At 53.9% G+C, this 21,445-nt stretch carries 16 protein-coding genes and 2 tRNA genes; 11 read left to right on the top strand and 7 right to left on the bottom strand.

Annotation, left to right across the window (positions count from 1 at the left end):
* Nucleotides 1-263 precede the first annotated feature (263 nt).
* From Electrica_RS10160 to narI, 5 genes are all read left to right on the top strand, one after another.
* On the top strand, nucleotides 264-1,655 hold the full coding sequence (locus Electrica_RS10160) for a NarK family nitrate/nitrite MFS transporter (RefSeq protein ID WP_141964408.1): 1,392 nt from the start codon (nucleotides 264-266) through the stop codon (nucleotides 1,653-1,655).
* Between the two features lie 343 nt (nucleotides 1,656-1,998).
* Nucleotides 1,999-5,742: a nitrate reductase subunit alpha gene (locus Electrica_RS10165; RefSeq protein ID WP_141964409.1), complete on the top strand. Its 3,744-nt coding sequence runs from the start codon at nucleotides 1,999-2,001 to the stop codon at nucleotides 5,740-5,742.
* Entirely contained in the window at nucleotides 5,739-7,277 is a 1,539-nt protein-coding gene (gene narH / locus Electrica_RS10170; protein ID WP_131047884.1) for a nitrate reductase subunit beta, read from the top strand. The genes Electrica_RS10165 and narH overlap by 4 nt, the downstream gene beginning before the upstream one ends.
* Nucleotides 7,274-7,981: a nitrate reductase molybdenum cofactor assembly chaperone gene (narJ, locus tag Electrica_RS10175; RefSeq protein WP_141964410.1), complete on the top strand. Its 708-nt coding sequence runs from the start codon at nucleotides 7,274-7,276 to the stop codon at nucleotides 7,979-7,981. Before narH ends, narJ begins: the two co-directional genes overlap by 4 nt.
* Nucleotides 7,981-8,658 carry a respiratory nitrate reductase subunit gamma gene (gene narI / locus Electrica_RS10180; RefSeq protein ID WP_100682446.1) on the top strand — a complete coding sequence of 226 codons (678 nt, stop codon included), beginning with the start codon at nucleotides 7,981-7,983 and terminating at the stop codon, nucleotides 8,656-8,658. The genes narJ and narI overlap by 1 nt, the downstream gene beginning before the upstream one ends.
* Nucleotides 8,659-8,676: 18 nt before the next feature.
* Here narI and Electrica_RS10185 read toward each other — a convergent pair whose 3' ends face one another.
* A complete protein-coding gene (locus tag Electrica_RS10185) occupies nucleotides 8,677-9,573 on the bottom strand; it encodes a DMT family transporter (RefSeq protein WP_141964411.1) in 897 nt (298 codons plus the stop codon).
* A 108-nt stretch (nucleotides 9,574-9,681) separates the two neighbouring features.
* On the opposite strand from Electrica_RS10185, the gene Electrica_RS10190 reads away from it, so the two are divergent.
* Nucleotides 9,682-10,125, top strand: coding sequence for an Lrp/AsnC family transcriptional regulator (locus Electrica_RS10190; RefSeq protein WP_004863438.1), 444 nt, complete (start codon nucleotides 9,682-9,684; stop codon nucleotides 10,123-10,125).
* A gap of 146 nt (nucleotides 10,126-10,271) precedes the next feature.
* On the opposite strand, the gene Electrica_RS10195 is transcribed toward Electrica_RS10190, so the two are convergent.
* The 4 genes from Electrica_RS10195 to Electrica_RS10210 all read right to left on the bottom strand — a co-directional run bounded on the left by Electrica_RS10195 (nucleotide 10,272) and on the right by Electrica_RS10210 (nucleotide 12,079).
* Nucleotides 10,272-10,356 (bottom strand) — tRNA-Tyr (locus Electrica_RS10195).
* Between the two features lie 134 nt (nucleotides 10,357-10,490).
* A tRNA-Tyr gene (locus Electrica_RS10200) sits at nucleotides 10,491-10,575 on the bottom strand.
* A gap of 159 nt (nucleotides 10,576-10,734) precedes the next feature.
* Nucleotides 10,735-11,577, bottom strand: a complete 843-nt coding sequence (gene purU / locus Electrica_RS10205; RefSeq protein ID WP_100682449.1) for a formyltetrahydrofolate deformylase — start codon at nucleotides 11,575-11,577, stop codon at nucleotides 10,735-10,737.
* Nucleotides 11,578-11,620: 43 nt separating this feature from the next.
* A complete protein-coding gene (locus tag Electrica_RS10210) occupies nucleotides 11,621-12,079 on the bottom strand; it encodes a YchJ family protein (RefSeq protein ID WP_131047889.1) in 459 nt (152 codons plus the stop codon).
* Between the two features lie 111 nt (nucleotides 12,080-12,190).
* Between Electrica_RS10210 and rssA the strand changes: the two genes are divergently transcribed.
* The 3 genes from rssA to galU all read left to right on the top strand — a co-directional run bounded on the left by rssA (nucleotide 12,191) and on the right by galU (nucleotide 15,290).
* A complete protein-coding gene (gene rssA / locus Electrica_RS10215) occupies nucleotides 12,191-13,087 on the top strand; it encodes a patatin-like phospholipase RssA (protein WP_141964412.1) in 897 nt (298 codons plus the stop codon).
* Nucleotides 13,088-13,177: 90 nt separating this feature from the next.
* The gene (gene rssB / locus Electrica_RS10220; protein WP_100682451.1) at nucleotides 13,178-14,191 is read left to right on the top strand and encodes a two-component system response regulator RssB; all 1,014 of its coding nucleotides are present in this window, start codon (nucleotides 13,178-13,180) and stop codon (nucleotides 14,189-14,191) included.
* Nucleotides 14,192-14,387: 196 nt separating this feature from the next.
* Entirely contained in the window at nucleotides 14,388-15,290 is a 903-nt protein-coding gene (gene galU / locus Electrica_RS10225; RefSeq protein WP_100682452.1) for a UTP--glucose-1-phosphate uridylyltransferase GalU, read from the top strand.
* A 117-nt stretch (nucleotides 15,291-15,407) separates the two neighbouring features.
* On the opposite strand, the gene hns is transcribed toward galU, so the two are convergent.
* Nucleotides 15,408-15,815, bottom strand: a complete 408-nt coding sequence (hns, locus tag Electrica_RS10230; RefSeq protein ID WP_004863421.1) for a histone-like nucleoid-structuring protein H-NS — start codon at nucleotides 15,813-15,815, stop codon at nucleotides 15,408-15,410.
* A 559-nt stretch (nucleotides 15,816-16,374) separates the two neighbouring features.
* Between hns and tdk the strand changes: the two genes are divergently transcribed.
* Nucleotides 16,375-16,992, top strand: coding sequence for a thymidine kinase (gene tdk, locus Electrica_RS10235; RefSeq protein ID WP_131047890.1), 618 nt, complete (start codon nucleotides 16,375-16,377; stop codon nucleotides 16,990-16,992).
* A gap of 331 nt (nucleotides 16,993-17,323) precedes the next feature.
* Here tdk and adhE read toward each other — a convergent pair whose 3' ends face one another.
* Entirely contained in the window at nucleotides 17,324-20,002 is a 2,679-nt protein-coding gene (adhE, locus tag Electrica_RS10240; RefSeq protein ID WP_131047891.1) for a bifunctional acetaldehyde-CoA/alcohol dehydrogenase, read from the bottom strand.
* A 475-nt stretch (nucleotides 20,003-20,477) separates the two neighbouring features.
* On the opposite strand from adhE, the gene Electrica_RS10250 reads away from it, so the two are divergent.
* The gene (locus tag Electrica_RS10250; RefSeq protein WP_131047892.1) at nucleotides 20,478-21,125 is read left to right on the top strand and encodes a YchE family NAAT transporter; all 648 of its coding nucleotides are present in this window, start codon (nucleotides 20,478-20,480) and stop codon (nucleotides 21,123-21,125) included.
* Nucleotides 21,126-21,445 lie beyond the last annotated feature (320 nt).

Genomic DNA, 21,445 nt, shown 5'->3' on the forward strand with positions numbered 1-21,445 from the left:
CTCGGATATCCCATGGAGTATACCCATACCTATAAGGGATTACCCCTTAATTGTCGGGGGTGGGTAGGTTTACGGCAGGCGATCGCTTAAACCCGGCAGCCATGTGAAAAACCACACTTTTTTTGTAGAAAATAACTACTCACTTCGGGTGATAGTTTTTTTTTAAGCAATTTGCTGCCAACTTTTCCTTTGATTTATATCAACTTACCGCCCTCTGTAATCCCTAATGTAGCGGCAGGATATATGAATAATCAGAGGTATTTATGAGTCAATCTTCCCTACCGGAGAAGGCCAGTACTTCAGTCATCACCGACTGGCGTCCTGAAGATCCCGAGTTCTGGCAGCAGCGCGGACACCGTGTTGCAAGCCGGAATTTGTGGATCTCCGTTCCCTGTCTGTTGCTGGCGTTTTGCGTCTGGATGTTGTTCAGCGCGGTGGCGGTCAATCTGAATAAGGTTGGCTTCCAGTTCTCGACCGACCAGCTGTTTATGTTGACCGCGCTTCCGGCGCTGTCCGGCGCTTTATTGCGCGTGCCCTACGCCTTTATGGTTCCCCTGTTTGGCGGCCGCCGCTGGACCGCCTTCAGTACCGGGATCATGATAGTCCCTTGCGTATGGCTGGGCTTCGCGGTGCAGGATACCTCTACGCCGTTCAGCATCTTTGTGATTATCTCTCTGCTTTGCGGTTTTGCCGGGGCGAACTTTGCTTCCAGCATGGCCAACATCAGCTTCTTCTTCCCGAAACAGAAGCAGGGCGGCGCCCTCGGTATTAACGGCGGCCTTGGCAATATGGGCGTCAGCGTGATGCAGCTGGTTGCACCGCTGGTGGTTTCGCTGTCTATTTTCGCCGTCTTTGGCGGGACGGGCAGCGAGCAGCCGGACGGTTCGCTGCTGTATCTGGAAAACGCGGCGTGGATCTGGGTGCCGTTCCTGATTATCTTCACCCTGGCGGCGTGGTTCTTTATGAACGACCTGTCGGCGTCGAAGGCCTCGTTGAGCGAGCAGCTGCCGGTGCTTAAGCGCGCTCATCTGTGGGTTATGGCGCTGCTTTATCTGGCGACGTTTGGTTCATTCATCGGCTTCTCGGCGGGCTTTGCGATGCTGTCGAAAACCCAGTTCCCGGATGTTCAGATTCTGCACTTTGCCTTCTTCGGGCCGTTTATCGGCGCGCTGGCGCGCTCGATGGGCGGGGCTGTCTCTGACCGCCTGGGCGGTACCCGCGTGACGCTGGTGAACTTTGTGGTGATGGCGGTCTTCAGCGGACTGCTGTTCCTGACGCTCCCGACGGAGGGTGTCGGCGGTAACTTCATTGCCTTCTTCGGCGTGTTTATGGTGCTGTTCCTGACCGCCGGGCTGGGTAGCGCCTCTACCTTCCAGATGATTTCGATTATCTTCCGTAAAATGACGATGGAACGCGTAAAAGCGCAGGGCGGTAATGAAGAGCAGGCGATGCGTGAAGCCGCAACGGATACGGCGGCAGCGCTGGGCTTTATCTCTGCCATCGGCGCTATCGGTGGCTTCTTTATTCCGAAAGCGTTTGGTATTTCTCTGGAACTGACCGGTTCTCCGGCTGGCGCTATGAAGATCTTTTTCGTCTTCTATATCGCCTGCATCCTGATTACCTGGGCGGTTTACGGTCGTAAACAGAAGTCTTAAGCCATCTCTGTTTGCTCTCAGGGCGCAATGTATATTGCGCCCTTTTTTATGCCGACAGGAATGAGCCCAATCCGCCGACAGGGGTATCTACCCCTTAATACCCTGGCGCACGCCACAGGCGTACAATAATCGCTCGTTTTTCATTAAATTCCTTAAAAAACATAAAGATAAAAAACAGAAAATGCTACCACTTCGGAGGTATTTGCCGCCTGAGGGGCTATTTATAAGCCCTGTCGCATTGATCGTTATCAATTCTCTCCCTCTTTCATAGCGTTACCTTCGCTGCAAATCCAGCAATGTCGATTTATCAGAGAGCCGTCAGGCTCCAAACAGGAGAAACCCGATGAGTAAATTCCTGGACCGGTTTCGCTACTTCAAACAGAAGGGTGAAACCTTTGCCGATGGGCATGGCCAGTTTCTAAAAACCAACCGGGACTGGGAGGATGGATACCGCCAGCGCTGGCAGCATGACAAAATTGTGCGCTCCACTCACGGGGTAAACTGCACCGGCTCATGCAGCTGGAAGATTTATGTAAAAAACGGTCTCGTCACCTGGGAAACCCAGCAGACCGACTATCCGCGTACTCGCCCGGATATGCCGAACCACGAACCACGCGGCTGCCCGCGTGGCGCCAGCTACTCCTGGTATCTCTACAGCGCCAACCGTCTGAAGTATCCGCTGATGCGCAAACGGCTGATGAAAATGTGGCGCGAAGCGAAAGTGCAGCATGCCGATCCGGTAGATGCCTGGGCGTCCATTATTGAAGACGCCGATAAAGCCAAAAGCTTCAAACAGGCGCGTGGACGCGGCGGTTTCGTCCGTTCCTCCTGGCAGGAAGTGAATGAGCTGATCGCGGCTTCTAACGTCTACACCGTCAAAACCTATGGCCCGGACCGCGTGGCGGGCTTCTCGCCCATTCCGGCGATGTCGATGGTCTCCTATGCCTCCGGCGCGCGCTATCTGTCGCTGATTGGCGGCACCTGTCTGAGCTTCTATGACTGGTACTGCGACCTGCCACCGGCCTCCCCGCAGACCTGGGGCGAGCAGACCGACGTCCCTGAGTCAGCCGACTGGTATAACTCCAGCTACATTATCGCCTGGGGCTCCAACGTACCGCAGACCCGTACGCCGGATGCGCACTTCTTCACCGAAGTTCGCTATAAAGGCACCAAGACCGTGGCTATCACCCCGGACTACGCCGAAATCGCCAAGCTGTGCGACCTGTGGCTGGCGCCGAAGCAGGGCACCGATGCGGCGATGGCGCTGGCGATGGGCCACGTCATGCTCCGTGAATTCCACCTCGATAAGCCGAGCCAGTATTTCACCGACTACGTTCGCCGCTACAGCGATATGCCGATGCTGGTGATGCTCGAAGAACGTGAAGGCTACTATGCTGCGGGCCGCATGCTGCGCGCGGCCGACCTCGTCGATTCCCTGGGCCAGGAAAACAACCCTGAGTGGAAAACCGTGGCGCTGAATAGCGACGGCGACATGGTGGCGCCAAACGGTTCCATCGGCTTCCGCTGGGGCGAAAAAGGTAAGTGGAACCTGGAACAGCGCGACGGTAAATCCGGCGAAGAGACCGAACTGCAGCTCAGCCTGCTCGGCAGCCAGGATGACATCGCGCAGGTGGGCTTCCCGTACTTTGGCGGTGACGGCACCGAACATTTTGCCAGCGTCGAACTGGAAAATATCCTGCTGCATAAGCTGCCGGTAAAACGCCTGCAGCTGGCGGATGGCCGCACCGCGCTGGTGACTACCGTGTACGACCTGACCATGGCCAACTACGGTCTGGATCGCGGTCTCAACGATGAAAACTGCGCGACCAGCTACGATGATATTAAAGCGTATACGCCAGCGTGGGCTGAAAAAATTACCGGCGTTTCCCGCGCGCAAATCATTCGTACCGCGCGTGAATTTGCCGATAACGCCGATAAGACCCACGGTCGTTCGATGATCATCGTCGGGGCCGGTCTGAACCACTGGTACCACCTCGATATGAACTATCGTGGCCTGATCAACATGCTGGTGTTCTGCGGCTGCGTGGGTCAGAGCGGCGGCGGTTGGGCGCACTACGTGGGCCAGGAAAAACTGCGTCCGCAGACCGGCTGGCAACCGCTGGCGTTTGCGCTCGACTGGCAGCGTCCGGCGCGTCACATGAACAGCACCTCGTACTTCTATAACCACTCCAGCCAGTGGCGTTATGAAAGCGTCACCGCGCAGGAACTGCTGTCGCCGCTGGCGGACAAATCGCGCTACAGCGGCCATCTGATTGACTTCAACGTCCGTGCTGAACGCATGGGCTGGTTGCCGTCGGCGCCTCAACTGGGCACCAACCCGCTGCGCATTGCCGACGCAGCGAAAAAAGCCGGCCTGAGCGCGGTGGATTACACCGTTAAATCCCTGAAAGAAGGCTCGATTCGTTTTGCGGCGGAGCAGCCGGAAAACGGCAAGAACCATCCGCGCAACCTGTTTATCTGGCGTTCCAACCTGCTGGGCTCCTCCGGTAAAGGCCACGAGTACATGCTCAAGTACCTGCTGGGTACCGGGCACGGTATTCAGGGGCTGGATCTTGGCAAGCAGGGCGGCGTGAAGCCGGAAGAGGTGGAGTGGCAGGATAACGGCCTCGACGGCAAACTGGATCTGGTGGTGACGCTGGACTTCCGTCTGTCGAGCACCTGTCTGTACTCCGATATCGTGCTGCCGACCGCGACCTGGTATGAAAAAGACGACATGAATACCTCGGATATGCATCCGTTTATTCACCCGCTGTCTGCCGCCGTTGATCCGGCATGGGAATCGAAAAGCGACTGGGAAATCTATAAAGGCATCGCGAAGGCATTCTCCGAAGTGTGCGTGGGCCACCTCGGTAAAGAAACCGACGTGGTGACGCTACCGATCCAGCATGATTCCGCTGCCGAACTGGCGCAGCCGCTGGAGGTGAAGGACTGGAAAAAAGGCGAGTGCGATCTGATTCCGGGTAAAACCGCGCCGCATATCATTCAGGTCGAGCGCGACTACCCGGCAACCTATGAACGCTTCACCTCTATCGGCCCGCTGATGGAGAAAATCGGTAACGGCGGTAAAGGGATTGCCTGGAACACCCAGAGCGAAATGGACCTGCTGCGTAAGCTCAACTACACCAAGGCGGACGGCCCGGCGAAAGGTCAGCCGATGCTGGACACGGCGATTGACGCGGCAGAAATGATCCTCACCCTGGCGCCGGAAACCAATGGTCAGGTGGCGGTGAAAGCCTGGGCGGCGCTCAGCGAATTTACCGGTCGCGACCATACCCATCTGGCGCTCAATAAAGAAGATGAGAAGATCCGCTTTCGTGATATTCAGGCGCAGCCGCGCAAGATTATCTCCAGCCCGACCTGGTCTGGTTTAGAGGACGAGCACGTTTCCTATAACGCCGGTTATACCAACGTTCATGAGCTGATCCCATGGCGTACGCTTTCTGGTCGTCAGTCCCTGTATCAGGATCACCAGTGGATGCGCGACTTCGGTGAAAGCCTGCTGGTGTACCGTCCGCCGATCGACACGCGTTCGGTGAAATCGGCGATGGGAGAGAAGTCCAACGGCAATCCGGAGAAGGCGCTGAACTTCCTCACGCCGCACCAGAAATGGGGCATTCACTCGACCTACAGCGACAACCTGCTGATGCTGACCTTAGGTCGCGGCGGTCCGGTTGTCTGGATAAGCGAAGAGGATGCCAAAGAGATCGGAGTTGAAGACAACGACTGGATTGAAGTTTTCAACAACAACGGCGCACTGACCGCAAGGGCGGTCGTGAGCCAGCGTGTACCGGCCGGGATGACCATGATGTACCACGCGCAGGAACGTATCGTAAACCTGCCGGGATCGGAAATTACCGGTCAGCGCGGTGGTATTCATAACTCGGTGACGCGTATTACGCCGAAACCAACGCATATGATCGGTGGCTATGCGCACCTGGCATATGGCTTTAACTACTATGGCACCGTCGGCTCTAACCGCGATGAGTTTGTGGTAGTCCGTAAGATGAAGAACATTAACTGGCTGGATGGCGAAGGCAATGACCAGGTACAGGAGAGCGTAAAATGAAAATTCGTTCACAAGTCGGCATGGTGCTGAATCTCGATAAATGCATCGGCTGTCATACCTGCTCAGTGACCTGCAAAAACGTCTGGACCAGCCGCGAAGGGACCGAGTACGCGTGGTTCAACAACGTTGAAACCAAGCCGGGCACCGGCTTCCCGACCAACTGGGAAGATCAGGAAAAATGGAAGGGCGGCTGGATCCGTAAGATCAACGGTAAGCTGGTGCCGCGCATGGGTAACAAAGCGCTGCTGCTGGGGAAAATCTTCGCTAACCCGCATCTGCCGGGTCTGGACGATTACTACGAGCCGTTTGATTTTGACTACCAGACGCTGCACAACGCGCCGGCAGACAGCAAGGCGCAGCCCATCGCGCGCCCACGCTCGCTGATTACCGGTCAGCGAATGGACAAGATCGAGAAAGGTCCGAACTGGGAAGACGATCTGGGCGGTGAATTCGCGAAGCTGTCGCAAGACAAAAACTTCGAGAACATGCAGAAAGCGATGTACGGCCAGTTCGAAAACACCTTCATGATGTATCTGCCGCGCCTGTGCGAGCACTGTCTCAACCCGGCGTGCGTGGCAACCTGCCCGAGCGGCGCTATCTACAAACGTGAAGAAGACGGCATTGTGCTGATCGACCAGGACAAGTGCCGCGGCTGGCGGATGTGTATCACCGGCTGTCCGTATAAAAAAATCTACTTCAACTGGAAGAGCGGCAAATCCGAGAAATGCATCTTCTGCTACCCGCGTATTGAATCGGGTCAGCCGACGGTCTGTTCCGAAACCTGCGTCGGGCGTATCCGTTACCTTGGCGTGCTGCTGTACGACGCGGATGCGATTGAACAGGCCGCCAGCACCGAGAACGAGAAAGACCTCTACCAGCGTCAGTTGGACGTGTTCCTCGATCCGCACGATCCGCAAGTGATTGAGCAGGCGCAGAAAGACGGTATTCCGCTGAGCGTGATTGACGCGGCGCAGAAATCGCCGGTCTATAAAATGGCGATGGACTGGAAGCTGGCGCTGCCGCTGCACCCGGAATACCGCACGCTGCCGATGGTCTGGTATGTACCGCCTCTGTCGCCGATCCAGTCCGCCGCCGATGCGGGCGAACTGGGCAGCAACGGTATCCTGCCGGACGTAGAAAGCCTGCGCATCCCGGTTCAGTATCTGGCTAACCTGCTGACCGCAGGCGATACCCAGCCGGTTCTGCTGGCGTTGAAACGCATGCTGGCGATGCGCCACTTCAAACGTACCGAAACCGTCGATGGCGTTATCGATACCCGGGCGCTGGAAGAGGTCGGCCTGACCGAAGCGCAGGCGCAGGAAATGTACCGTTACCTGGCGATTGCCAACTACGAAGACCGTTTCGTGGTGCCGAGCAGCCATCGTGAACTGGCGCGCGAAGCCTTCCCGGAGAAAAGCGGCTGTGGCTTTAGCTTCGGTGATGGCTGCCACGGGTCTGATTCGTCCTTCAACCTGTTCAACAGCCGCCGCATTGATGCCGTGGATGTGACCAGCAAAACGGAGCCGCACGCATGATCGAACTCGTGGTTGTTTCGCGTCTGCTTGAGTACCCGGATGCGGACTTATGGCAGCATCAGGACGAACTCTTCGACGTTCTGGCTTCGTCAGAAAAACTGGAGGCGGATGCCCGGGCCCTGGGCGTCTTCCTGCGTGATTTAACCGCGCAGGATCTGCTGGATGCGCAGGCCGCCTACAGCGAGCTGTTTGACCGGGGGCGCGCCACCTCGCTGCTGCTGTTCGAACACGTGCACGGCGAATCTCGCGACCGCGGGCAGGCGATGGTTGATCTGCTGAATCAGTATGAGCAGCACGGTCTGGTGCTCGACAGCCGCGAGCTGCCCGATCACCTGCCGCTGTATCTGGAATATCTGGCGCAGCTGCCGGAGTGTGAAGCCATCGGCGGTCTGCAGGATATTGCGCCGATTCTGGCGTTGCTTTGCGCGCGTCTGCAACAGCGTGAAAGCCGCTATGCCGTTCTGTTTGCACCGCTGCTGAAGCTGGCGAACAGCGCGCTAGATGAAGCGAAAGTTGCGGAAAAAATCGCCGATGAAGCGCGCGACGATACGCCGCAGGCGCTGGATGCGGTCTGGGAAGAGGAGCAGGTGAAATTCTTTGCCGATCAAGGCTGCGGTGAGTCCGACATCGCCGCTCACCAGCGTCGTTTTGCCGGAGCCGTGGCCCCGCAATATTTGAATATCTCTAACGGAGGACAGCAATAATGCACTTCCTGAATATGTTCTTCTTTGACATCTATCCGTACATTGCCGGAGCGGTGTTCCTGGCAGGCAGCTGGCTGCGCTACGATTACGGACAGTACACCTGGCGCGCCGCCTCCAGTCAGATGCTGGATCGCAAAGGGATGAATCTGGCGTCTAACCTGTTCCACATCGGGATCCTCGGGATTTTCGCCGGGCACTTCCTTGGGATGCTGACGCCGCACTGGATGTATGAAGCGTGGCTACCGATTTCCGTGAAACAGAAAATGGCGATGCTTGCCGGTGGCGCTTGCGGCGTGATGACGCTGGTGGGAGGTCTGCTGCTGCTTAAACGCCGGCTGTTCAGCCCGCGCGTACGCGCAACCACGACCGGGGCGGATATTCTGGTACTCTCGGTGCTGATTCTCCAGTGTGCGCTGGGCCTGCTGACCATTCCGTTTTCGGCACAGCATATGGACGGCAGCGAAATGATGAAGCTGGTGAACTGGGCACAGTCCGTGGTGACGTTCCGCGGCGGCGCATCCGCGCACCTGGATGGCGTCGCCTTTATTTTCCGCGTGCACCTGGTGCTGGGGATGACGTTGTTCCTGCTGTTCCCGTTCTCCCGCCTGGTTCATATCTGGAGCGTGCCGGTAGAGTACCTGACGCGCAGATATCAGATAGTCCGCGCCCGTCGTTGATAGCCCTGTCCGGCAGAATCACACCCCGCTGCGGCGGGGTTTTTTGTGGCCCGATGCCAGTCCGTCACCCCAGCCGAGATTATTTCCCGCCGCCGCCAACAGAATCAGCAGCCCTCCGGCCAACTGTACCGGTGCCAGCGCATGGTGAAAGACCAGATAATCGACCCCCATCGCCACAAGCGGATAGATAAAGGAGAGCGAACCGGTTATGGGCGTCGGCAGTTTCTGAATCGCACTGTAGAGCAACTGGTACATCATGCCGGTATGCACGATGCCCAGAATCAACAGGTAGCGCCAGGGGAATGCGGCGGTGAAATCGGGGGCGTGGACCAGCGGCAGCAGCATGATTGTCCCGACGATAACCTGGATAAAGGCAATATGCTCAGGCGCAAGCGGACGTAGCTTGCGAGCGATCATCGCAGTTAAGGCGTAGAAAAAGGCGGCGCCAAGCGCCAGCGCAATACCCGCAGCGAGCTGGCCGCCATGAGCCTGCATTAACTCGCTGGAGAGCAGGATGACCACGCCGATAAAAGCCAATGTTAACCAGCCCCATTTAACCAACGCCACCCGCTCGCCGGCCAGCATCCCCATCAATACCAGCATAAACGGCTGGGTGTTATACACCACGGTAGCCATACCGATCGAAATGCGGGCGTAAGCGGCGAACAGCAGCAGCCAGTTAATGACCAGCGCGATGCCGCCGAGGATCGCCAGCAGCAGCGTTAAGCGCGTGAGCTGACTGAACGGCTGCCGGCTGAGATAGATAAACCCCAGTAAGGTCAGGGCGCCAATCAGACAACGCCAGAAAACCACATCGATAACCGGCAGGCCGGAGAGTAAAACAAAGACGCCGATCGAACCCGAAATGATCATCGCCAGGCTCATTTGCCAGACGCCCGTCACGGTATGTGCCATTTTTCAACCTCCGTTATGATGCCGATATTGTCGTTAATCTGCTGACAGGTTGATATGCATGATCTAAGGTAAAAGGCGAGTATTGCTTTTATTTATCAGGTAAAACGAATGGAACACTTAATTGATAATATCGACCGCGCTATTCTGGCCTGTCTGGCAGAAGATGCGCGCATCTCGCTCAAGGTGTTGAGCGCGCGGGTAGGGCTGACGTCACCCAGTACCGCCGAGCGGGTGAAGCGTCTGGAAGAGCGCGGGGTGATTCAGGGATATGGCGCCCGGGTGAATCTTGCGGCGCTAGGGTATACCCTGCAGGCGCTGGTTCGCGTCAGACCGCTGCCGGGTTTACTGCAGAAGGTCGATAAATATATTCAGGCAATGCCAGAATGCATCGAATGTGACAAGGTCACGGGTGAGGATTGCTTCGTTATGCGCCTGGTGGTACGGGATATTGCGCAGCTTGATACCCTGCTGGATGGCCTGGCAGAGCATGCTCAGTGTAATACTTCGATAGTAAAAAGCTCGCCGGTAACCCGCCGTCTGCCGCCGATGTAACCGCCCCGGATGGCGGCGTAAACGCCTTATCCGGGCTACCCGACCGTTGTTCGAATCGAACCTGGTCGAAGCTTCTCATCCTTCCCTGCACGGGCAGAATATATTGCAAGTGAGATGGGGATAACGAAGATGTTACAGGGAGATGATGGTGGCGGGGGAAGGATTCGAACCTTCGAAGTCAGTGACGGCAGATTTACAGTCTGCTCCCTTTGGCCGCTCGGGAACCCCGCCAGGGGTATAACTACTTGAGCGTAATACTTTTGATGGTGATTGAAGGATTATTCATCGCTTCGCGACTCACCCTTCCCGATAAGTGCAAACCTCGCTAAGGCCTACCGGGGTTACCACGTTGCTGTGGTGAATAATGGTGGTGGGGGAAGGATTCGAACCTTCGAAGTCGATGACGGCAGATTTACAGTCTGCTCCCTTTGGCCGCTCGGGAACCCCACCACGGGGTCATGCTTAATACTGGCCTGCTTCCTTCCGGGGAAGCGGGGCGCATCATACCAAATGATGCGCCCCTGTAAAGCTTTCCGTTGATAAAATTAAACTGGTTGCCTGAAATTTACACGTAAAGGCGCAAAGCTAACCAGTTAATTTCATTATCGATTAAAGAATAATCGTTCGGTTACCGTAAACAAACACGCGCTGGGCCAGAACCTGATACAGCGCGCGGCTCAGCACATTCTTTTCCACATCGCGGCCCGCGCGCATCATATCTTCCGCCGTATAGGTGTGATCGACATGAATAACATCCTGCATAATGATCGGGCCTTCATCCAGGTTGTCGTTAACGTAGTGGGCGGTGGCGCCGATGATCTTCACGCCGCGCTCGTAAGCCTGATGATAAGGGCGGGCGCCAATAAAGGCTGGCAGGAAGGAGTGATGAATATTGATAATCTGGTTCGGGAAGCGGGAAACGAATTCCGGCGTCAGGACGCGCATATACTTCGCCAGCACCACATAATCCGGCGCGTAGGATTCGATGGCGTCGCCCATCTGCTTGTCGTGCTCTTCGCGCGTCAGCCCTTCATGGCTGACCAGCTGGAAGGGAATATCAAAACGTTCAACCAGCGAGCGCAGCGTTTCATGGTTGCCGATGACGGCCGCAATCTCAACATCCAGGCCGCCATAGTTGGCTTTCATCAGCAGATCGCCCAGACAGTGCGCTTCTTTGGTGACCAGGATGACCACCCGACGGCGGCCGGCGGGCGTCAGTTCGCGTATAGAGCCTTCCGGCAGCGCGCTATCAAGGTCGGCGAGCAGAATGGCATCGTTAAAAATACCTTCCAGTTCGGTACGCATAAAGAAGCGACCGGTACGGTGATCGACAAACTCGTTATTCTGCACGATATTCAGCTCGTGCTTGTAACAAATATTCGTGATACGCGCGATGAGTCCTTTCTGGTCAGGGCAAATGGTGCGTAGTACTTTACGTTGTAATGAATGCATCGCGGGGAAAATCCTGTAGTGTTTGCTATTGCTGGCGCCAGTTTTACTGGCCGCAGCATTTTTTAAATTTTTTACCTGAACCGCAAGGGCAGGGGTCGTTACGGCCAATCAGCGGTCGTGTGCCGTCGATATAATACCACCGTCCATTTTCTTTTAAGAATCTGGAACGTTCAATAATCGCGCCGGGGCGGTTATCGTCGTGATATCGCGCGACAAAACTGACAAACCCCTCGTCGGAGTGCCGGCCTTCATCGGCGGCAAATACGGTCAGGCCTTGCCATTGCGTTTTTGCGAACCCCTTTTCCAGCTCGGCCCGGAAGTGCTGCGGCTGGCAGGAAGGGTGCCAGGTGGCTATCAGGTAATCGGCATCCTTCATGACAAACGCGCTGTAGCGGGAGCGCATCAGCTGTGATGGATCCGGTGCGGGCAGCGAACCGCTCAGATATCGCTGACAACATGAGCTATACTCCAGAGCGCTGCCGCAAGGGCATAATGGCGACAAAACGGCCTCCATGGAAAAAGAATCCCGGCGCATCGGCGCCAAAGTGTTTTATGTTAACTGAGCTGTGGCAATGATGCCATGCCCGGAGTGGAAGGAAGTATATCGGTAATAATGAGAAAGCTTAAAATTGGTCTGGCGTTAGGGGCGGGAGCTGCCCGCGGATGGTCACATATTGGTACGATTAAAGCACTACAGCGCGCGGGTATTGAAATTGATATCGTCGCTGGATGTTCAATCGGCGCGCTGGTAGGGGCTGCCTTTGCCTGCAATCGACTTCCGGTCCTTGAGAAATGGGTCTCCTCTTTTAGTAACTGGGACGTGCTGCGGCTGATGGATCTTTCCTGGCGCCGCGGCGGTCTGCTGCGCGGTGAGCGCGTATTCAACCAGTTTCGCCAGGTTTTGCCCGTCGCCGAAATTGAACGCTGCGACCGTCGCTTTGCCGCCGTTGCGACTAATTTAAGTACCGGTCGCGAACTGTGGTTTACCGAGGGCGATCTGCACCAGGCCGTGCGCGCCTCCTGCAGTATGCCGGGCCTGATGTCGCCCGTTATGCATAATGGTTACTGGCTGGTCGATGGCGCGGTGGTCAACCCCGTTCCGGTTTCTCTGGCGCGCGCGCTGGGGGCGGATATCGTGATTGCCGTCGACTTACAGCACGATGCGCACCTGATGCAGCAGGATCTATGGTCAATTGAAAAGCCTCAACCTGAAGAAGAAAAAGATTTTTCCTGGCATGGGCGCATCCGCGCGCGTCTGAGCGGAATGACCTCCCGCCGCGCGGCGACGCCAACGGCAATGGAGATCATGTCGACCTCTATTCAGGTGCTGGAAAATCGCCTGAAACGCAATCGTATGGCGGGCGATCCTCCCGATATCCTGCTGCAGCCTTTTTGCCCACAAATATCCACACTTGATTTTCATCGTGCCGCTGAGGCGATTGCTACCGGGCATCAGGCGGTTGAAAAGAAGATGGATGAACTACTACCCTTGGTGCGCACCGCGGTGTGACGCCATTTAACCAGGACTTAAGTAAATTCTGACAGGCGATAGTGTGAATTGCATGCCACTATTTAACTATCGTCAGCCAGAGGAGAGATCATGACGCAGCCATTGGCGGGAAAACTGATTCTGATAGTTGAAGACGAAGCCGTTTTCCGCTCACTCTTGCACTCCTGGCTCACCTCACTGGGCGCGACAACGGCTGAGGCGGGGGATGGCGTGGAGGCACTCCAGGAAATGGCCGAGTCCAAACCCGACCTGATGATTTGCGACATCTCTATGCCGCGAATGAATGGTCTTGAGCTGGTGGAACATCTGCGTAACCGCGGCGAAACGCTGCCGATTCTGATGATTTCGGCAACCGAAAATATGGCCGATATTGCCAGGGCGTTGCGCCTTGGCGTCCAGGATGTGTTGCTAAAGCCGGTAAAAGATTTCAACCGCCTGCGGGAAACGGTGTATGCCTGTCTGTATCCCAATATGTTCAACTCGCGGGTTGAAGAAGAAGAACGGTTGTTTGAGGACTGGGATGCGCTGGTTAGCGACCCTACCGCGGCCTCAAGGCTATTGCAGGAGCTTCAGCCTCCCGTGCAGCAAGAAATTTCGAAGTGCCGTATTCATTATCGTCAGCTGGTGTCGGCGGATAAACCCGGTCTGGTACTCGATATTGCGCCACTATCAGAAAATGATCTGGCTTTCTATTGTCTGGATGTCACACGAGCAGGCGATAATGGTGTGCTTGCAGCGCTGTTGCTGCGGGCGTTGTTTAATGGATTGCTTCAGGAGCAGCTGGCCCATCAGGGGCAGCGCTTGCCGGAGATGGCAAACCTGTTAAAACAGGTGAACCAATTACTGCGTCAGGCCAATTTACCTGGGCAATTTCCATTACTGGTGGGTTATTACCATAGCGGTCTGAAAAATTTGATATTGGTATCGGCAGGTCTGAACGGCACACTCAATACCGGAGAACATCAAATTCAGATTAGCAATGGCGTTCCGTTAGGGACATTGGGTAATGCTTATCTCAACCAAATTAGCCAGCGCTGCGCATCATGGCAGTGCCAAATTTGGGGGGCCGGAGGGCGTTTACGGCTGATGTTGTCTGCGGAATGAGCAGTTGCCTGTTTTTTTAAGCTGGTAGGATTACCGGGTAATCTTTTGCGGTGGTACTATCACTGAGATTTATAAGTAAAGTCCTAATTCGAGGGAACACAAACCTTTTCAGACCAGGTTTGCCTGAGTGGACTGATATACTCGACGCGTTATTATTAACGAAAAGTTTAAAAAATGAACAGTCCAGGAGATTTCAATGGCTGCCCTTAATTCTAAAGTAAGAAAAGCTGTTATCCCGGTTGCGGGGTTAGGTACCAGGATGCTACCCGCCACCAAGGCTATTCCGAAAGAAATGCTGCCACTGGTAGATAAGCCTTTAATTCAGTACGTTGTTAACGAATGTATTGCAGCCGGAATTACTGAAATTGTTCTGGTAACCCATTCGTCTAAAAACTCTATCGAAAACCATTTCGATACCAGTTTTGAACTGGAAGCCATGCTGGAAAAACGTGTTAAACGTCAGCTGCTGGAAGAAGTTCAGTCTATTTGCCCGCCACACGTCACCATTATGCAGGTCCGTCAGGGTCTGGCTAAAGGTCTTGGTCACGCGGTACTGTGCGCGCATCCGGTAGTGGGTGACGAGCCGGTCGCGGTTATTCTGCCAGACGTTATTCTGGATGAATACGAGTCCGATCTTTCCCGTGATAACCTGGCTGAAATGATCGCGCGTTTTGATGAAACAGGATCCAGCCAGATTATGGTTGAGCCTGTTGCTGATGTTACCGCCTACGGCGTTGTCGACTGCAAAGGCGAATCCCTGCAGCCGGGTGAAAGCGTTCCGATGGTCGGTGTGGTTGAGAAGCCGAAAGCCGACGTGGCGCCGTCTAACCTTGCTGTCGTCGGTCGCTATGTGCTGAGTGCGGACATTTGGCCGCTGCTGGCAAAAACGCCTCCGGGAGCCGGGGATGAAATCCAGCTGACCGACGCAATCGATATGCTGATCGAGAAAGAGACGGTTGAAGCCTATCATATGAAAGGTAAGAGCCACGACTGCGGTAATAAACTGGGTTATATGCAGGCGTTTGTGGAATATGGCGTGCGCCATAAATCCCTCGGCGCAGATTTTAAAGCCTGGCTGGAAAAAGCCGTAGCGAAGTAATCGTTTTCAGCGTAGTGATAAACCGGGGGCGAATTTCGTTTCCCGGTTTTTTTATATCTGCGGGCGACAGATAAAAAAAATCCCGCCGAAGCGGGATTTTTCAAATACAACCGTCGATTACAGCAGGAAATCGTCCAGGGTTTTACCCTGCTCGTCCATGGCTTTCTTGATCACTGCCGGGGTGCGACCTTGACCTGTCCAGGTTTTGGTTTCGCCGTTTTCATCTACGTAGCTGTATTTAGCCGGACGCGCAGCGCGTTTAGCTTTAGTACCCGCTTTGACTGCTGCCATGGTGCTCAGCAGTTCATTCGGATCAATACCATCTGCAATCAGCATTTCACGGTATTGTTGCAGTTTACGAGTACGCTCTTCAATTTCTGCAGCTGCAGCGCTTTCTTCTTCGCGACGTTCGTTAACGACAACTTCTAATTTTTCCAGCATTTCTTCTAGCGTTTCAAGGGTGCATTCTCTTGCCTGCGCACGAAGAGTACGGATGTTGTTCAAAATTTTAAGTGCTTCGCTCATTGTAGTAATCTCAAACTTATATTGTGGGGTGGTTTGTTGGACTAATAATAGAGCGATATAATCAGATGTGCAATAGGGTAGAATGTAAGGAATTCAAAATTACTTGTTATTTGTCGTGGTAATTAATTAATTTAAGTTAAATTCTACGCGTGACTTCACATCTTTTTTGCTTATAGCCTGACCTAAATCCCGAGCTAAAACCCTGAGATAGTATGCTTTTCTCTGCTGGTCGGGAGTAAAATTATACTTTGCAGGGATAAATATCCCTCTTGAGTATTAGCGTATTAGTAACGGCGATCTTTAATATAATCTGCTGAGCAAAAAACGTTATAGCGGTCTGTCTCGCGCTTCGATTCGCACAAAACGACAATCGCAGGGCGCCGGAAAGGGGAGCGGCTGTACAAATTGCCAACACCCGCATTCAATTAAAAAGCGTCATCTATCTGCCGGGGGCAAGCAGAGCGTATGCCACTATACCCATGGTCAAAAGGGGGATGGCACGGGAAAATATGCTACAATTTTGCCGCGATAAAACACACTGATTGGGGTGATGCCGCCGATGGCTCAACTTTATTTCTACTATTCTGCAATGAATGCAGGTAAGTCGACCGCTTTGTTACAGTCGGCTTACAATTATCACGAGCGAGGCATGCGTGCCCTGGTTTATACCGCCGAGATTGATGACCGCTTTGGCTCAGGTAAGGTCAGTTCAAGAATTGGCCTCTCATCGCCAGCCCGTCTGTTTAACCCTCAGACATCGCTCTTTAGCGATATTGCGAGCGAACATGTGCAACAGCCTGTTCATTGTGTCCTGGTGGATGAGAGCCAGTTTTTGACCCGCGAGCAGGTGCATGAATTGTCTGAAGTTGTCGATCGGCTGGATATTCCGGTGCTGTGTTACGGTCTGCGCACAGATTTTCGTGGCGAGTTGTTTATTGGCAGTCAGTATTTATTAGCATGGTCCGATAAGCTGGTTGAATTAAAAACGATCTGCTTCTGCGGGCGTAAAGCGAGTATGGTGCTGCGTCTCGATCAGGAAGGGCGGCCATATAATGAAGGCGAGCAGGTTGTGATTGGCGGTAATGAGCGCTATGTTTCCGTTTGCCGTAAGCATTATAAAGAAGCGTTAAGTGAAGGCTCGCTGACGCGGGTGCAGAGTAAACATCGCCCCTGCTGACCTGTAGCGGTTAATCCTCTCCCAGGCGCCTGTATGGCGCCTGCTGCGTCTTGTTGTTGTGAACAGATGCCCAACCTTTCCTCTGATGCGGTCATGCCTGACGCGCCTGCTGCTGCCGATTCCTGGCGATGGACTTCTCTTTGCCGTATCCACGGTATGAGGGCGGCGTTCCGGGGCTGACCAGGCTCCGGTACCACCGGGACACACTAAATATCCGGGTTGCAAGACGTGGGGCGGGAAACGGCGTTTGTTAGCGCTCATCCTTTGCCAGAATGGGATAAAAAAAGGCCCCATCCGGAGATGGGGCCTTTACACGTGTTATCAGAGTCGATTAAGCAGATTTCTTCGCTTTTTTATCGGCTTTCGGCGCTGCTGCGGTTTCTTTCTTCGCGGCAGTTTCACCTTCGCTGAAGTCGTTACCGTAGAAGGTATCCAGCAGAATCTGTTTCAGCTCGGCAATCAGCGGGTAGCGCGGGTTAGCGCCGGTGCACTGGTCATCGAATGCATCTTCAGACAGCTTGTCAACGTTGGCCAGGAAGTCAGCTTCCTGTACGCCAGCTTCACGGATAGACTTAGGAATACCCAGCTCAGCCTTCAGGCTTTCCAGCCATGCCAGCAGTTTTTCAATTTTCGCTGCGGTACGGTCGCCAGGCGCGCTCAGACCCAGGTGATCGGCGATTTCAGCGTAACGACGGCGTGCCTGCGGACGGTCGTACTGGCTGAATGCAGTCTGCTTGGTTGGGTTGTCATTCGCATTGTAACGAATCACGTTACAAATCAGCAGGGCGTTAGCCAGACCGTGCGGAATGTGGAACTGAGAACCCAGTTTATGCGCCATGGAGTGACATACGCCGAGGAAGGCGTTAGCAAACGCGATACCGGCGATAGTCGCTGCACTGTGCACACGCTCACGTGCTACCGGGTTCTTAGAACCTTCGTGGTAGGATGCTGGCAGGTACTCTTTCAGCAGTTTCAGTGCCTGCAGAGCCTGACCGTCAGAGAACTCAGATGCCAGTACGGAAACATAAGCTTCCAGGGCGTGGGTCACGGCGTCAAGACCACCGAAGGCACACAGGGACTTCGGCATGTCCATCACGAGGTTAGCATCAACAATCGCCACATCCGGAGTCAGCGCGTAGTCAGCCAGCGGATATTTCTGACCGGTCGCATCGTCGGTAACAACGGCGAACGGCGTTACTTCAGAACCGGTGCCGGAAGTGGTGGTGACGGCGATCATCTTCGCTTTCACGCCCATTTTCGGGAACTTGTAGATACGTTTACGGATGTCCATAAAGCGCAGCGCCAGGTCTTCGAAGTGGGTTTCCGGATGTTCGTACATGACCCACATGATTTTCGCGGCATCCATCGGGGAACCGCCGCCCAGGGCGATGATAACGTCCGGTTTGAAGGAGTTAGCCAGATCCGCGCCTTTACGTACTACGCTCAGGGTCGGGTCAGCTTCAACTTCGAAGAAGACTTCAGTCTCAACACCGGATGCTTTCAGCACGGAGGTGATCTGGTCTGCATAACCGTTGTTGAACAGGAAGCGGTCAGTCACAATCAACGCGCGTTTGTGACCATCAGTAATCACTTCATCCAGTGCAATTGGCAGTGAGCCACGACGGAAGTAGATAGATTTCGGAAGTTTGTGCCACAACATGTTTTCAGCTCGCTTAGCAACGGTTTTCTTGTTGATCAGGTGTTTCGGACCAACGTTTTCGGAGATGGAGTTACCACCCCAGGAACCACAACCCAGAGTCAGGGAAGGCGCGAGTTTAAAGTTGTACAGGTCACCGATACCACCCTGAGAAGCCGGGGTGTTAATCAGGATACGTGCGGTTTTCATCTTCTGGCCGAAGTGCGCAACGCGAGCTGGCTGGTTGTCCTGGTCGGTGTACAGGCAAGAGGTATGACCGATACCGCCCATCGCCACCAGTTTTTCAGCTTTATCAACAGCGTCTTCAAAGTTCTTCGCGCGGTACATCGCCAGCGTCGGAGACAGTTTTTCGTGAGCAAACGGCTCGCTTTCATCAACGTCAGTCACTTCACCAATCAGAATTTTGGTGGTGGCCGGAACGGTGAAGCCTGCCAGTTCAGCAATTTTGTAGGCCGGTTGACCGACGATTGCGGCGTTCAGTGCGCCATTTTTCAGGATGATGTCCTGAACGGCTTTCAGCTCTTTACCCTGCAGCAGGTAGCCGCCGTGGCTGGCGAAACGTTCGCGAACAGCATCATAGACCGAGTCGACAACGACAACTGACTGCTCAGACGCACAGATAACGCCGTTATCAAAGGTTTTAGACATCAGTACGGAAGCGACCGCACGTTTGACGTCAGCCGTTTCATCAATAACAACCGGCGTGTTACCTGCACCTACGCCGATAGCCGGTTTACCGGAGCTATAAGCGGCTTTAACCATGCCTGGACCACCGGTCGCGAGGATCAGGTTAATGTCAGGGTGATGCATCAGCGCGTTAGACAGCTCAACAGAAGGCTGGTCAATCCAACCGATCAGATCTTTCGGCGCGCCTGCGGCGATAGCCGCCTGCAGAACGATATCTGCTGCTTTGTTGGTGGCATCTTTCGCACGCGGATGTGGAGAGAAGATAATTGCGTTACGCGTTTTCAGGCTGATCAGGGATTTAAAGATTGCTGTGGACGTCGGGTTAGTCGTCGGAACGATACCGCAGATAATACCGATGGGTTCGGCGATGGTGATAGTCCCGAAGGTGTCGTCTTCAGAGAGAACACCGCAGGTCTTTTCATCTTTATATGCGTTATAGATATATTCGGAAGCGAAGTGGTTTTTGATAACCTTGTCTTCGACAATGCCCATGCCGGATTCGGCTACGGCCATTTTGGCGAGAGGGATTCGAGCATCTGCGGCGGCCAAGGCGGCAGCACGGAATATCTTGTCAACTTGTTCTTGAGTGAAACTGGCATATTCACGCTGGGCTTTTTTTACGCGCTCGACGAGTGCGTTAAGTTCAGCGACATTAGTAACAGCCATAATGCTCTCCTGATAATGTTAAACTTTTTTAGTAAATCAGTAGCTCGATTCGACAGTATAGACAGGCTGTTAACAGCTTGCATCTAAATGTTAAGGTGCCGTTTTCTGGCGCCGCTGGCTGCGTTGATTTACTAAAGAAGCTCGATCTTTTAATGCTCAGAGACCGCTATGCTGCACTCTTTTGGTGTCAACAAGGTTACTCACTTCTGAGTACAATTTACGTGATTTAGATCAAGTTTGCTTCAAGCTGACACCTTTCAGCAGGCTGTTTTTTGACCGGTCAAATCAAGTGTAATAATAGGTATGCAAACTTAGTGAATAAGTAACGGCGGTAAACAAATATATAACATGCCATTCTGGCGTCGTTATAGGTATATTTGTGATGAATTATGCTGCTAAAAAGCGTATCTTCTGCGCGAATATTTTATGTGGTTAACTGTCAACAGCCATTTTTAATGATGCTGCGGAGCGCACTGTGACTCTACCGTTGTTTGATTTTTCAACTTACTTCAAGTTTTTCATCGGGCTATTTGCGCTGGTTAACCCGGTTGGCATCATCCCGGTCTTCATTAGTATGACCAGTTACCAGACGGCCGCGATCCGCAATAAGACCAACCTGACGGCGAATCTTTCGGTGGCCATTATTCTGCTGACGTCGCTCTTTCTCGGTGACTCGATTTTGCAAATTTTCGGCATCTCTATTGATTCATTCCGCATTGCCGGCGGGATCCTGGTCGTGACGATTGCGATGTCGATGATAAGCGGCAAGCTCGGCGAGGATAAACAAAATAAGCAGGAAAAATCAGAAACCGCGATTCGGGAAAGTATCGGCGTCGTGCCGCTGGCGCTGCCGTTGATGGCAGGGCCGGGCGCAATCAGCTCGACTATCGTCTGGGGAACGCGCTACCACACGGTAACCTACCTTTTGGGGTTCTCGATTGCGATTGCCCTGTTTGCCTTATGCTGCTGGGGGATTTTCCGCATGGCGCCGTGGCTGGTGCGCTTGTTAGGCCAGACCGGTATCAACGTCATCACGCGTATTATGGGGCTGTTGCTGATGGCGCTGGGGATTGAGTTTATCGTCACCGGTATCAAAGCGCTGTTTCCTGGTCTGGTTAATTAAACGAGCCCGGGCGATGCGGAGCCGGGCGCTCCGCTTTGCTTTATTAGCAAAAGTTATCAATGAAACAGATATGGCCGTGCACGATAGCTTTCTGTGATATTAATAAATACTGTTATTTATCATTATCTTAACTAACTTTCTGTTCATTTCCTCTCCTTTTCTTACACCTTCACCACTGTTATTTTCTTCACATCATTCTCTGGTGCTTGCCGTCGCATAATTGAAATGATATTAGTAATTTCATAACCGGGGCAGATGAATGTGCTAAATAATAACCGATTGTTAAATTTTTGTACAAAAATGCATCTCCGCGTGGTTTG

The organism is Klebsiella electrica, assembly GCF_006711645.1.
Classification (GTDB): Bacteria; Pseudomonadota; Gammaproteobacteria; order Enterobacterales; family Enterobacteriaceae; genus Klebsiella; species Klebsiella electrica.